This is a genomic window from Pseudomonas sp. DW-iso3, assembly GCF_058725305.1.
In genome coordinates this window covers 26,638-40,163 of record NZ_JBZXDZ010000011.1, presented here as the reverse complement: position 1 = coordinate 40,163, position 13,526 = coordinate 26,638, and the positions used below count along the sequence as shown (strand labels likewise).

At 60.9% G+C, this 13,526-nt stretch carries 13 protein-coding genes; 8 read left to right on the top strand and 5 right to left on the bottom strand.

The features are described 5' to 3' along the window. The first annotated feature begins 88 nt into the window (after nt 1-88). On the top strand, nt 89-1,675 hold the full coding sequence (locus AC4PS7_RS27415) for an ABC-F family ATPase (protein ID WP_010210624.1): 1,587 nt from the start codon (nt 89-91) through the stop codon (nt 1,673-1,675). 164 nt (nt 1,676-1,839) lie between these two features. Further along, a complete protein-coding gene (locus AC4PS7_RS27410) occupies nt 1,840-3,015 on the top strand; it encodes an MFS transporter (RefSeq protein WP_010210626.1) in 1,176 nt (391 codons plus the stop codon). Here the strand turns inward: AC4PS7_RS27410 and AC4PS7_RS27405 are convergent. Together AC4PS7_RS27405 and AC4PS7_RS27400 are read right to left on the bottom strand one after the other, a co-directional pair. After that, nucleotides 3,009-4,046, bottom strand: a complete 1,038-nt coding sequence (locus AC4PS7_RS27405) for an alpha/beta hydrolase family protein (RefSeq protein ID WP_021491980.1) — start codon at nt 4,044-4,046, stop codon at nt 3,009-3,011. The two genes, AC4PS7_RS27410 and AC4PS7_RS27405, sit on opposite strands and share 7 nt — an antisense overlap. 228 nt (nt 4,047-4,274) lie before the next feature. Further along, the gene (locus AC4PS7_RS27400) at nt 4,275-4,886 is read right to left on the bottom strand and encodes an FMN-dependent NADH-azoreductase (protein ID WP_010210629.1); all 612 of its coding nucleotides are present in this window, start codon (nt 4,884-4,886) and stop codon (nt 4,275-4,277) included. Nucleotides 4,887-5,011: 125 nt separating this feature from the next. Between AC4PS7_RS27400 and AC4PS7_RS27395 the strand changes: the two genes are divergently transcribed. Both AC4PS7_RS27395 and AC4PS7_RS27390 read left to right on the top strand, forming a co-directional pair. Further along, nucleotides 5,012-5,920 (top strand): LysR substrate-binding domain-containing protein, encoded by a 909-nt coding sequence (locus tag AC4PS7_RS27395; protein ID WP_010210630.1) that lies wholly within the window; start codon nt 5,012-5,014, stop codon nt 5,918-5,920. Beyond that, entirely contained in the window at nt 5,917-6,273 is a 357-nt protein-coding gene (locus AC4PS7_RS27390) for an MmcQ/YjbR family DNA-binding protein (RefSeq protein WP_044287086.1), read from the top strand. Before AC4PS7_RS27395 ends, AC4PS7_RS27390 begins: the two co-directional genes overlap by 4 nt. 385 nt (nt 6,274-6,658) lie before the next feature. On the opposite strand, the gene AC4PS7_RS27385 is transcribed toward AC4PS7_RS27390, so the two are convergent. Together AC4PS7_RS27385 and AC4PS7_RS27380 are read right to left on the bottom strand one after the other, a co-directional pair. Continuing rightward, nucleotides 6,659-7,042 carry a DUF1294 domain-containing protein gene (locus AC4PS7_RS27385; RefSeq protein ID WP_010210632.1) on the bottom strand — a complete coding sequence of 128 codons (384 nt, stop codon included), beginning with the start codon at nt 7,040-7,042 and terminating at the stop codon, nt 6,659-6,661. After that, nucleotides 7,039-7,869: an undecaprenyl-diphosphate phosphatase gene (locus AC4PS7_RS27380; RefSeq protein WP_010210636.1), complete on the bottom strand. Its 831-nt coding sequence runs from the start codon at nt 7,867-7,869 to the stop codon at nt 7,039-7,041. Before AC4PS7_RS27380 ends, AC4PS7_RS27385 begins: the two co-directional genes overlap by 4 nt. A gap of 218 nt (nt 7,870-8,087) precedes the next feature. Here AC4PS7_RS27380 and AC4PS7_RS27375 point away from each other — a divergent pair, with 218 nt between their 5' ends. The 3 genes from AC4PS7_RS27375 to AC4PS7_RS27365 all read left to right on the top strand — a co-directional run bounded on the left by AC4PS7_RS27375 (nt 8,088) and on the right by AC4PS7_RS27365 (nt 10,907). Further along, nucleotides 8,088-9,722, top strand: a complete 1,635-nt coding sequence (locus AC4PS7_RS27375) for a methyl-accepting chemotaxis protein (protein WP_021491978.1) — start codon at nt 8,088-8,090, stop codon at nt 9,720-9,722. Between the two features lie 106 nt (nt 9,723-9,828). Continuing rightward, complete coding sequence (pnuC, locus tag AC4PS7_RS27370; RefSeq protein ID WP_047543734.1) at nt 9,829-10,392, top strand: nicotinamide riboside transporter PnuC; 564 nt, start codon at nt 9,829-9,831, stop codon at nt 10,390-10,392. Beyond that, nucleotides 10,389-10,907 carry an AAA family ATPase gene (locus tag AC4PS7_RS27365; protein WP_137206571.1) on the top strand — a complete coding sequence of 173 codons (519 nt, stop codon included), beginning with the start codon at nt 10,389-10,391 and terminating at the stop codon, nt 10,905-10,907. The genes pnuC and AC4PS7_RS27365 overlap by 4 nt, the downstream gene beginning before the upstream one ends. Nucleotides 10,908-10,963: 56 nt before the next feature. On the opposite strand, the gene ggt is transcribed toward AC4PS7_RS27365, so the two are convergent. Then, nucleotides 10,964-12,688, bottom strand: coding sequence for a gamma-glutamyltransferase (gene ggt, locus AC4PS7_RS27360; protein WP_010210643.1), 1,725 nt, complete (start codon nt 12,686-12,688; stop codon nt 10,964-10,966). A gap of 160 nt (nt 12,689-12,848) precedes the next feature. On the opposite strand from ggt, the gene AC4PS7_RS27355 reads away from it, so the two are divergent. Then, complete coding sequence (locus AC4PS7_RS27355; protein WP_021491976.1) at nt 12,849-13,496, top strand: TetR/AcrR family transcriptional regulator; 648 nt, start codon at nt 12,849-12,851, stop codon at nt 13,494-13,496. The last annotated feature ends 30 nt before the right edge of the window (nt 13,497-13,526 follow it).

Genomic DNA, 13,526 nt, shown 5'->3' with positions numbered 1-13,526 from the left:
CGACCGGGTTTCGCGCCTTGATGTCGCTGTTGACGCATGCCTGAAGGCGCCTGCCGACACGCTCGCAACCCATTGATAGGTAAAGTAATTGATCTCCACAGCTAACATCACCATGCAGTTCGGCGCCAAGCCGCTCTTCGAGAATGTCTCGGTCAAGTTCGGCGCCGGCAACCGTTATGGTTTGATCGGTGCCAACGGTTGCGGCAAGTCGACCTTCATGAAGATCCTCGGCGGCGACCTCGACCCGTCCGGCGGCCAGGTGATGCTGGAGCCGAACGTACGCCTGGGTAAACTGCGCCAGGACCAGTTCGCCTACGAAGAATTCACCGTGCTCGACACCGTGATCATGGGCCACGAAGAGCTGTGGAAGGTCAAGGCCGAGCGCGACCGTATCTACTCGCTGCCGGAAATGAGCGAAGAAGACGGCATGGCCGTGGCCGAGCTGGAAACCGAGTTCGCCGAGATGGACGGCTACACCGCCGAATCCCGTGCCGGCGAACTGCTGCTGGGCCTGGGTATTCCGTTGGAACAACACTTCGGCCCGATGAGCGAAGTGTCACCAGGCTGGAAACTGCGCGTATTGCTGGCCCAGGCGCTGTTCTCCGATCCTGAAGTGCTGTTGCTCGACGAACCGACCAACCACTTGGACATCAACACCATCCGCTGGCTGGAAAACATCCTGACCCAGCGCTCCAGCCTGATGATCATCATCTCTCACGACCGTCACTTCCTGAACAGCGTGTGCACCCACATGGCTGACCTGGACTACGGCGAGCTGCGCCTGTTCCCGGGCAACTACGACGAGTACATGACCGTGGCGACTCAGTCCCGCGAGCAACTGCTGTCGGACAACGCCAAGAAGAAGGCACAGATTTCCGAGTTGCAATCCTTCGTCAGCCGCTTCTCGGCCAACGCCTCGAAAGCCAAACAGGCCACTTCCCGTGCCAAGGCGATCGACAAGATCCAGTTGGCCGAAGTCAAGCCATCGAGCCGTGTGAGCCCGTTCATCCGTTTCGAGCAGAACAAAAAGCTGCACCGCCAGGCGGTCATCGTCGAGCGGATGGCCAAAGGCTTCGACGGCAAGCCTCTGTTCAAGGACTTCAGCTTCCAGGTTGAAGCGGGCGAGCGCGTAGCGATCATCGGCCCGAACGGTATCGGCAAGACCACCCTGCTGCGCACCCTGGTCAACGAACTGACCCCGGACGCCGGCAGCATCAAATGGACCGACGCCGCAGAGCTGGGCTACTACGCCCAGGACCATGCACATGACTTCGAAGACGACGTCACGCTGTTCGACTGGATGGGCCAGTGGACCCAAGGCGAGCAAATGATCCGTGGCACCCTGGGTCGCATGCTGTTCTCCAACGACGAGATCCAGAAGTCGGTGAAGGTGATTTCCGGTGGTGAGCAAGGCCGCATGCTGTTCGGCAAGCTGATCCTGCAAAAGCCAAACGTGCTGATCATGGACGAACCGACCAACCACTTGGACATGGAATCCATCGAAGCGCTGAACCTGGCGTTGGAGAACTATCCGGGCACGCTGATCTTCGTCAGCCACGACCGTGAGTTCGTGTCGTCCCTGGCCACCCGCATCATCGAGTTGAGCGCCACCGGCGTGATCGACTTCAGCGGCACCTATGATGATTACCTGCGTAGCCAGGGCGTGGTGTTTTAACAGCAGCCATTCGTTTTTAGCTGCAAGCGGCAAGATAGAGCCCCGTCCTGTGTGACGGGGCTTTTTGCATGGGTATGCCGCCCCCTCATTAATAGATAGCCTGCTTTCTTTTCCCTTGGGCCCTTGCCATGATGCACTCACCGCCCGCCCGCGAACGAGTGCCCATGTCTGCCGCCGCCCCCAGCTCCCTGTCGATCACCCTGCAGATCGTTTCCATCGTCTTTTACACCTTCATCGCGTTCATCTGCATCGGCCTGCCGATTGCGGTGATTCCAGGCTATGTGCATGAGCAACTGGGCTTCAGTGCCGTGGTGGCCGGAGTGACGATCGGTTCGCAATACCTGGCGACCCTGCTCAGCCGCCCCATGGCCGGGAGAATGTCGGATACCGTGGGCACCAAGCGTGCCATTGTCTTGGGCTTGGCAGGGATTCTGGTCAGTGGCGTGCTGACGTTCTTTGCGACCTGTCTACAGAGCATGCCTGCCTTGAGCCTGAGCATCTTGATTGTCGGTCGACTGTTGCTGGGCGTGGCCCAGGGTCTGATCGGCGTGGGCACCATCAGTTGGTGCATGGGCGCCGTCGGCGCCGAACACACGGCACGCTCAATCTCCTGGAACGGCATCGCGTCCTACGGCGCCATCGCCATTGGTGCACCGCTGGGTGTGGTGATGGTGGCCGAATACGGCTACAACAGCCTCGGCATTGCGCTGGCGGTACTGTCCGCGCTGGGCCTGGTGCTGATCCGCAATAAACCCTCGGTGCCGGTGGTGCGCGGTGAGCGCCTGCCGTTCTGGGCGGTGTTCGGGCGTATCGCGCCATTCGGCGCCAGCCTGTGCCTGGCGTCAATCGGCTACGGCACCCTCACCACCTTTATCACCCTGTATTACCTCAATCGCGGCTGGGCCGGTGCGGCGTACTGCCTGACGGTGTTTGGCGTGTGTTTTATCCTGTCGCGGTTGGTGTTTATCTCTGCGATCAGTCGGTTTGGTGGCTTTCGTGCCGCAATCGCCTGCATGACTATCGAGACCCTCGGCCTGACGCTGCTATGGCTGGCACCGTCGACTGGCGTGGCGTTGATTGGCGCCGGGCTGACCGGTTTCGGCTTGTCGCTGGTGTACCCGGCGCTTGGCGTGGAGGCCATCAAACAGGTGCCCAACAGCAGCCGTGGCGCGGGGCTGAGTGCTTATGCAGTGTTTTTCGACTTGGCCTTGGCGATTGCCGGGCCATTGATGGGCGCCGTGGCACTGAACCTCGGCTATGGCTGGATCTTCTTCTGCGCCGCGTTGTTATCGGTGACTGCGCTGGGCGTGACCCTTTTGCTCAAGCGGCGCGCTTACTGATCAGCCGTCTGCATTCCGGCGCGGGTGGATTGGCCGAGGGTGTGACTGAAAAAACGCCCCGCCTCGGAAATCAGGTCGCGGTGGATGCCCTCGCGGTCGACGCCATCGGCATCGGTGCAGATCGCCGGCATGGCCGCCAACTGATCACTGTCACACGGCGCCATGAACACGAAGTGCCCTGCCCCGGCCAACAGCTTGAAGTCCGGCGGTTCCGGCAGCTTGCGTGCAAGCGCCGCGGCGTTCTTGTCCACGGCCACCAACTTGTCGCCGTCGCCGCTGTAGAGCAGCACCGGCACATGCACGTCGGCCAGGGTGTGGCGGCCGAACATCAAACTCAACGGTGCCATCAACATCAACGCATGAATGCGCGGATCGGATTGCGGTTGCAGGTCGTCGCGGTCCACCACCAGTTCACCTTGAGTGGTGCAGGCGTCGCGATCTTCCGGCCGCTCCTGGCAGTAGCGGCGCAGGCGGTCGAAATCCGGCTTGGCGCCGGCCAGGATCAACGCGGTTTCGCCGCCGGCCGAGTAACCGATCACGCCCACTTGGTCGACGTTGACGAACGGCGACAACATCGGGTCGCCCAAGGTCGCGGTGATCGCTTCGGAAATCTGGATCGGCCGGCCATACAGGTTACTCACCGTGCCCAGGCGGCTATGGTCCTTGTAGTTGTCGCCCGGGTGCAACACCGCCACCACCACAAAGCCTTTACGTGCCAGCGACGTCGCCAGGTCATGCAAAGCCAGCGGCGTACCCGTGTTGCCATGGGACAGCATCAGCATCGGGAAACGGCCGATGGCAATCCTGGCGTCTTCCGTGGCGGCGACGTGATAGGCGCCGAGCGGCGTGGTGTGTTCAAGCCCGGTGGAGGGATAAAAGGCAATGGCCTTCATCGGCTGCAAATCCAGCGGATCAAGGAACGTCATGCGATGAAAGCCCACACTCCAATGCGGGTGCGGCGCTGGCGCGGCGTGCACTGAAACCAGGCCACCGAGCAAGGAAAGAACCATAACCGCACAAAGACGCATCATGAGGATGTCCACCTTTGCTGCAAAAAAACCGGCATGTCGGGTTGAAAAGTCCATGTTCAAGGCGCTCAACCGGATGATAAACCCATGCGTGCATAACCTGGGCCAACGTATTGACCGCGCGTAAACGAAAAAAACTCCGTAGTCAGGTCGTTTTGAGGCGACCCGAATACAGAGTTTAGACGTCCCGTTTCAGAATGAAACGGGGAACAGCACGGTTTTACCTAAGCTTTACGCAGCCGCGAACAACTGTTCGTTGATCAGCACATTGGCGTCGCTCAGGGACTTGCTGCGGAACTCGTCGCCATACGCCAGGCCGTGGGCGCGGACGAACTCGATGTCGGTGATGCCAAGGAAGCCCAGCAGCACTTTCAGATAATCTTCATGGGCCACACCGGTCGCTTGGCCGACATGCAGGCCGCCCGACGTCGACACAACGATGACTTTCTTGTTGCCGCACAGGCCTTCCGGACCCGCTTCGGTGTAACGGAACGTCTGGCCGGCGACGGCGATGCGGTCGATCCAGGCTTTCAATTGAGTCGGGATAGTGAAGTTGTACATCGGCGCGGCGATCACCACCGCGTCGGCAGCGAGGAATTCAGCCAGGGTCTTGGCGCTGAGCTCTGCTTCGTGCTGTTGCGCGGCACTGCGCTGGTCAGCCGGGGTACCCAGGGCGCCCAGGGTCGCGCCGGAAAAGTGGTTGAGGCCTTCGGCCGCCACGTCACGGTAGGTCACTTCCACGCCCGGCTCAGCCGCTTGCCATGCCTTGACCACACCAGCACTGAGCTGACGGGACGCCGAGTTGTCGCCGAGGATGCTGGAATCGATGTGCAACAGTTTCATGTGGGATCTCCGGTTGGGATCGTCAGGGGCGATCAGATGGTGGTGATGCTACGCATGAAACCAATAGCTGATAAGGCACCTGAAATGCGATAGTTTGTCCCACTGACAGGACAATAGGCTGACCCATGCAAGACCTCAACGACCTCTACTATTTCGCCAAAGTCGTGGAAGCCGGTGGCTTCGCTGCCGCCGGCCGGCTGCTGGGAATTCCCAAGTCGCGACTGTCGCGGCGGATCGCCGAGTTGGAAGAACGCCTCGGCGCGCGCCTGCTGCAACGCACTACCCGCCAACTCACCCTCACGGCTGTCGGCGAGCGCTACCTGCGCCATTGCCAGGCGATGCTGCTGGAGGCGGAAATGGCCGATGAGGCGGTGGCCAGCATGTCCAGCGAACCCCGTGGGAGGCTGCGCGTCAGTTGCCCGGTGGGCATGGCCCAGCACATCTTGCCGGAACTGGTGGCTGGATTTCTTGCGGCTCATCCCCAGGTGCAGCTGGAGATGACCCTGGTCAACCGCCGTGTCGACCTGGTCGCCGAGGGCATCGATGTCGCCCTGCGCGTACGCGAACTGGGCGATGAAGACCCGCTGCTGGTCACCAAGCGCCTGCGCCAGGCCCAGACCGTGCTGGTGGCCAGCCCCGCGCTCATGCTCGGTCGCCACGTGGCGACCCTTGAGGATCTCAAACAGTTACCGATCCTCGGCGCGCTGGAGGCGGATCGCCTGGTGCATCAACGCATTCTCGACCCTCAGGGCAACGCCCACGACCTGGCGATGGAGGCTCGCCTGGGTATCGACGATTTTATCGTGCGCAAAACCAGCGCCATCATGGGCCTGGGCTTCACCGTACTGCCGATGATGTACTGTGAAGAGGAATTGGCTAACGGCCGGCTGGTGCAACTGCTGCCGGAGTGGTCCTTGCCTGGCGGCTGGCTGCAAGCGGTTTACCCGCATCGGCGCGGTGTGCTGCCGGCGATCCGGGCCTGGATCGACTACCTGGAAGAAGGCTTCAAAGGCTGTGGAGACCGCTTGCTATGAAAATGACCGAAGAACAAGTCGCCAGCTTCTGCCTGAGTCTGCCCGGCGCGCGGGAAGACTATAAATGGGGCGGTGTGCGCGTATTTTCGATTGCCGGCAACAAGATGTTTGCCCTGCAGAACCTGCGCGGTGAATCGCTGGCGTTCAAGGTCGATAAGGAACTGTTCCTCGGCCACGTGGACCGCCCAGGCATCCACCCGGCGCCCTACCTGGCGCGCGCGCAGTGGATCATCATGAACACGCCCTACCCGCTGGACGCTGATGAACTGCGTGGCTTGCTCCAGCGCTCCCACCAGTTGGTGGTCAGCAAGTTACCCAAGCGCACGCAGATCGGGCTGTTGCTGGGTGATTGACGTGCTGTTGCACCCCAGGTATCTACATCAATTTTCGGTGTTGCGCCGGGCCTGTGGCGAGAGAGCTTGCTCCCGTGACGGCCTGAAAGTCGCCCGAGACCTATCCGATGTAAATCGATCAATAGGTGGGAGCTGGCTTGCCTGCGATTGCGGATTCCAAGCCGACCATGCGCTTGAGTTGGAATGAGTACATATCCATTCCTGCGGTAACGGCTACTTAGGGTTCCGCCCTTACGGCGGCTCACTTTCGGAAAGCCCCAAAAGCAAGCAAAAGGTCTTCGCCCCACCACTCGGCACCTCGCCTAGGCTCGGTGAGCCCTCACTCCGGCTTGAATCCGTGGGCCGACGCAATGGGCCATCCTTGGCCCAGTGCGGATATCCGGGCCTAAAGCACTGAAACCAGTGTCCCCCCCAGAAACATCTGGTCCAGCCAGAACACTTGATGCAGCAGCACGATCACCCAGAACAGCACCTGGTAAGACACCTTGCGCGTCTTGTGGCGGAACACTTGCTGGGCAATCAACGCCCCCGGCCAGCCGCCCGCCAGTTCCACGGCGTGCAGGATGTTTTCCGGGGTGCGCCAACTGTCGGTACGGGCCTTACGCTTGTCACTCCAGTAGAGGAAGAACGCGATCACGCTGACAACGCCATAGGCCGCCAGCGGGATCACGGTCTCGCCGCGCTGCCATACCAAGATTGAACCCAGTAACGGCGCTGCGCACAGCAGCAGGAAGATCGCCGCCTTCAGGCGTGGATGCTGGATCATCATGCCTTCGCGGCCGCCCAGTCGATCCAGCCGAACTGCCAGGTCGCCAGGATCAGTAGGCCGAATGCAATGCGGTACCAGGCAAACACGGCATAGCTGTGGCTGGCGATGAACTTGAGCAGGCCCTTCACCGCAATCATCGCGAAGATGAACGAGGTCACAAAGCCGATGGCAAACACCGGCAAGTCCGCAGGCTGGAACAGGTCGCGGTACTTGTAGCCCGAATACACAGCGGCACCCACCATGGTCGGCATCGCCAGGAAGAACGAAAACTCGGTAGCGGTCTTGCGCGACAGGCCAAACAGCAAGCCGCCAATGATGGTCGAGCCGGAGCGGGAAGTCCCTGGGATCATCGCCAGGCACTGGGCCAGACCGACCTTGAGTGCGTCTTTCCAGGTGATGTCATCCACGGTTTCGGCATGCACTTCATGCTCGCGGCGCTCGGCCCACAGCATGATGATGCCGCCCACCACCAGCGCCGTCGCCACGGTGATCGGGTTGAACAGGTAGTGGTGAATCAGGTCGGCGAAAATCACCCCCAGCACCACTGCCGGCAGGAAGGCGATCAGCAGGTTGACGGTAAACCGCTGGGCCTTGCGCTGGGTCGGCAGGCCACTGACCACTTCGAAAATCTTGCCACGGAACTCCCACACCACTGCCAGGATCGCGCCCAGTTGGATGATGATGTTGAACGCATTGAAACGGTCGCCGGTAAAGTCGAGCACGTCGGCGACGATGATCTGGTGGCCGGTGCTGGAAATCGGCAGGAACTCGGTAAGCCCCTCCACAACGCCAAGAATCAATGCCTGTATGGCGGTCCAAAAATCCATGCTTCCCCCAAAGGTCTTGCTCTATGGCAAGCCTTGTTGATCTTTTTAATGGTTCACTGACGACAAGATACGGTGTTGAGTTTCAACCCCGAGCTGCAAAAATCTTGTGAAATATCAGACAGTACTCAGGTTTTCCGAATGCAGGCCGAAAGCCTATCAGACAAGGCGGAAAAGTCGATGCAGCCCCACAATTATAAAAAGCACGGAGTGACAGGACCATGAACAGTTTGCGCAATATGTCGATCAGCCGACGCCTGTGGCTGATCCTGATAGTCGCCGTGCTGATGCTGTTGGCCCTGGGTATGCTGATGCTCAAGCAGATCCACGACGACCTGTACCAGGCCAAGCGCCAGCAGACTCAACACGTGGTCCAGACCGCCAGCGGGATCCTGACGTTTTATCACGGTCTCGAAACCACCGGCGTGATGACCCGTGAAGCCGCCCAGAAGCAAGCGTTGAGCGCGGTGCGTGGCTTGCGCTACGACCATGATGACTATTTCTGGATCAATGACCTCACTCCCGTGATGATCATGCACCCCGCCAACCCCAAGCTCGACGGCCAGAACCTCTCGGCCATCCGCGACCCCGATGGGTTTGCCGTGTTCAACGAGTTCGTGATCCTGGCCAAGGCCAAGGGCGCCGGCATCGTCAACTATCGCTGGCCGAAACCGGGCGCCGAAGCGCCGGTGGCCAAGACCTCGTATATCCAACTGTTCGAACCGTGGGGCTGGATCATCGGCTCCGGCGTGTACGTAGACGATGTGCAGGCCGAGTTCAGCAGCCAAGTCTGGAAAGCCTCGTTCATCGGCCTGGCTATCGCGCTGGTGATGGCGCTGCTGGTCTCACTGATCGCCCGCAGTATTGTGCGGCCGTTGCAAGCTGCAGTGAACGCCATGGGCAACATCGCCAGCGGCGAAAGCGACCTGACCCGCAGCCTCGACACCCATGGGCAGGACGAAGTCACCCAACTGTCCCGGCACTTCAACAGTTTCACCGCCAAGCTGCGCCAGGTAGTCGGCCAGTTGCAGGTGTGCGCCAACGCCTTGGGCCAATCCTCGCAGGAGCTGGGCAGCAACGCGACCCAGGCCCATGACCGTAGCCAGCAACAGTCCCAGCAGATGGAACTGGTGGCCACCGCCATCAACGAAGTCACCTACGGCGTGCAGGATGTGGCCAAGAATGCCGAACACGCCGCCAGCGAAATGCGCGACGCACAGGCCCAGGCCCAACAAGGGCAGGTGAATATCGACAGCAGCCTGCAGCAGATCGATCAGCTCTCCGGCACCATCAGTCAGGCGGTGGAAGTGATTCGCACCCTATCGGCAGAAAGCACCCAGATCGGCAGCGTGCTCGAAGTAATCCGCTCGATTGCCGACCAGACCAACCTGCTGGCCCTTAACGCGGCCATTGAAGCAGCACGCGCTGGCGAGCAAGGGCGTGGCTTCGCCGTGGTGGCCGATGAAGTGCGACTGCTGGCCCAGCGCACGCAAAAATCCACCGCCGAGATCCAGGGCATGATCGAGCGCTTGCAAGGCCACTCGGAAGCGGCGGTCAAGGTGATCAGCGACAGCCACAGCGCCTCACAGCTGACCATCGAACAAGCCGGCCAGGCCGGCGCCAGCCTGACCGCCATCGGCGAGTCACTGCGCAACCTCAACGGCCTCAACGCCTCGATTGCCAGCGCCACCCTGCAACAAGCGCATGTGGTGGAGGACATCAACCAGAACGTCACCGAGGCGGCCGGTTTGTCCCACAGCACGGCATTGGCGGCGGAGCAGTCGAGTGTGGCGAGTGCGCATTTGCGTGGTCTGAGCGAACAGCTCGACGGCCTGCTGCGTCAATTCAAGGTCTGATCCGGGGGGGGGAGCGGGCTAGCCCCGCTCCCCCCATCAGTTAATTCCTACGCCAATCTTCTTTCGTTACAATCACCGCCCTCTCCCATTCTCCCAAGGAACCACCATGTCCGGGCTTGAACTGTTCGCCGCCGCCCTCGGGGTGATCGCTGTGTGGCTGACCGTCAAGCAAAATCCCTGGTGCTGGCCCATCGGCCTGGTGATGGTGTTGCTGTACACCTGGGTGTTCTTCGACGTGAAACTCTATTCCGACATGCTGCTGCAAGTGGTTTACGCCGCGTTGCAAGTCTACGGCTGGTGGCAGTGGACCCGTGCCGGCGAGGTCAAGCACGGACGTCAGGTCACCAGCCTCGGTGTCCCGGCGATCATGGCCAGCCTGGCGGTGGGCGCAGTCGGTAGCCTGTTGCTCGGTGCTGCCATGGCCCACTGGACGGATGCTGCCCAACCCTGGCTCGACGCCGCCCTTACCGGCTTCAGCCTGGTAGCGCAGATGTGGATGGCGCAGAAACGCGTGCAGTGCTGGCCACTGTGGATCGCCGTGGATGTCATCTTCGTCGGGCTGTTCCTCTACAAAGGCCTGTACCTCACCGCCGCGCTCTACGCGCTGTTCACCGTGATCGCCGTGCAAGGCTGGCGCGAATGGCGCGCCGACCCGGCGTTGCACGCATGAAAGTGGTGGTACTGGCGGGCCCTGAATCCAGCGGTAAAAGCTGGCTGGCGGCGGAGTTGCAGGCGCATTTCGGCGGGTTGATGGTGGGTGAATACGTGCGTTATTTCATCGATCACCATCAACGCGACACCACCCTGGCGGACATCCCGGCCATCGCCCGTGGCCAGATGGCCTGGGAAGACGACGCCCGCGCCAAGCAGCCTGAACTGTTGATCCTCGATACACATCTGCTGACCAACAAGCTCTGGAGCCAGACCCTGTTCGGCGCCTACCCGGCCTGGCTCGACAGCGAACTGCTGGCCCGCCACTACGACCTGCACCTGTTGTTGTCACCGGAAGATGTGGAATGGACCGCCGACGGCCAACGCTGCCAGCCGGCACTGGCGGACCGCCAGTCATTTTTCCAGGAAAGCCTGGCGTGGATGCAGCAGCATCAGGAGACGGTTGTGGTGATCCGAGGGGACTGGGAAGCGCGTCGGAAAGCGGCATTCGCCGCGGTCGATAAAGTGCTGTAGGGGCGAGCTTGTGAGGTTTTCGCGAGCACGCTCGCCCCTGCAGCGATGAGCAGCGTTTAGTAGCCCAGCGACAGGCCCGTGTTACGACGCGGGTCATTTGCGCCGTAGAAACGGTTGTTACCCACCGGCTTGCCCCCCAGGGACGGCGCACCGACCAAAATCGCCGCCAAGTGGTTGGCATCCTGCGGACCGGCAAACGTGTGGCCCCAGCTTTCGAGGATCTTCTGGGTGTCCGGGCTCACCGCGAAGGTTTCAAGGTTGGTGGTTTCCGGCATCCATTGCTGGTGGAAACGCGGGGCGTCCACGGCTTCCTGGATGTTCATCTTGTAGTCGATGACATTCAGGATCGTCAGCAAAGTCGCGGTAATGATGCGGCTACCGCCAGGCGTACCGACCACCATCACCGCCTTGCCGTCCTTGGTCACGATGGTCGGGCTCATCGACGACAGCGGCGCCTTGCCTGGAGCGATGGCGTTGGCTTCACCCTGGACCAGGCCGTACATGTTCGGCACGCCGACCTTGACGGTGAAGTCGTCCATTTCATCGTTGAGGATCACCCCGGTCTTGCTCGCCATCACGCCCGCACCGAACCAGTCGTTGAGGGTATAGGTGACCGACACCGCGTTGCCCCACTTGTCGACGATGGAATAGTGAGTGGTGTTGTTGCCTTCATGGGGCGACACACCCGGCTTGATCGCCTGGGAGTCACCGGCTTTTTGCGGTTCGATGGCGTCGCGCAGTTTCGCCGCGTAGTTTTTGTCCAGCAGGTGCTCAATCGGGTTCTTCACGAAATCCGGGTCGCCAAGGTAGCTGTTGCGATCCACGTAGGCATGGCGCATGGCTTCGATCTGGTAGTGCAGGCCCTGGGCCGAGTGATAGCCAAGGTCAGCCATCGGGTAGCCTTCGAGGATGTTCATGATCTGACAGATCACCACGCCGCCAGAGCTTGGAGGCGGCGCCGAGACCACATGGTAACCACGGTAGTCGCACTCGATAGGCGCCAGTTCGCGGGTCTTGTACTTGTCGAGGTCCGCCTGGGTGATGATGCCCTTGCCGGCCTGGCTGGAATCCACCAATGCCTTGGCGACCCACCCCTTATAGAAACCGTCGCTGCCCTTGGCCGAGATTTCCTTGAGGGTCTTGGCCAGGTCTTTCTGCACCAGTTTCTGGCCGACCTGCATCGGCTGGCCGTTGTGCAGGAAGATCCCGCGCATGTCCTGGTCTTTCTCGAACTCGCCGGTAGCGGTGTGCAGCAGGTCGATATCACCCTGCTCCAGCTCGAAGCCGTTTTCCGCCAGTTTGATCGCCGGGGCGATGACTTGGGCGCGCTTGAGAGTGCCGTATTTGCTCAGGGCCAGCTCCATGCCCGAGACGGTGCCGGGCACGCCCACGGCCAAATGGCCCTTGGCGCTGAGGCCTTCGATGACATTGCCATCTTTGTCCAGGTACATATTGGCGGTGGCTGCCAGCGGGGCTTTTTCGCGGAAGTCAAGGAAGGTCTTGCGCCCGTCCGCCAGTTGCACGGTCATGAAGCCGCCGCCGCCCAGGTTACCCGCCGCCGGGTACACCACGGCCAGCGCGTAGCCCACGGCCACCGCCGCATCGACCGCGTTGCCGCCGGCCTTGAGCACATCCACGCCCACATGAGTTGCCAAATGCTGGGCCGTCACCACCATGCCATTTTCACCGCCCACCGGGGCCTGGGACGCGGCTTGCACACCACTGACCGTCAACACCAGAGCGGTGGCAATCAAGGTACGGCTGAAGGGTTGGTATTTCATCCATGGCTACTCTAGTTATTGAGACGCACCAAAATAGCCCGCCGCGGATTTAATCCCCAGCGCAATGGCGTTTTTATTACAGAACTTGTCGGTCATAGAACGGACGCGAAAAACCCCATGCTATATTTCGCGCCCTGACTGTCGTGCAAGGCGCTTTGATATGGCGATCAAGAAAACCGGTATCCGCGCCCAACAGGCTGACCAGACCCGCGCGCGCATTCTCCAGGCGGCGGTCAAGGTGTTCACCCGCGACGGTTATTCCGGCGGGCGGGTCGACAGCATCTCCAAGGAAGCCGACTCCAACGATCGCATGCTCTATTACTACTTCGGCAGCAAGGAACACCTGTTCGTCTGTGTGCTGGAGCACACCTACGAGCAGTTCAACCACGCTGAAAGCAAGCTCAAGCTGAACCTCGACGCACCGGAGCAGGCGTTGCGTGACCTGGTGGCGTTTATCTGGAATTACTACGTCAAGCACCCGGAGTTCGTGGCGATCCTCAGTATCGAGAACCTGCACCAGGGCAAGCATGCCCGGCAGTCCGGCGAGATGCGGCGGCTGTCGGGTGAAGCGGTAGGCGTGCTGCGGCCGATCATCGAGGCGGGTCAGGCCCAAGGCGTGTTTCGCCTGGATGTGGACCTCAAGCACGTGTATTTGATGATCGCCTCGCTGTGCTACTTCTATAACTCCAACCGCCACACGCTAAGTTCGTTCCTGGGCGAAGACCTGGCGGAAAAGGCGCAGCAGCAGGATTGGCTGGGGTTTATCAGTGATTTGGTGGTGCGGGGTGTAACACCGATTCCGCTGTAACAAGCCAGCGCCCCCATCTGCTCCTCATAG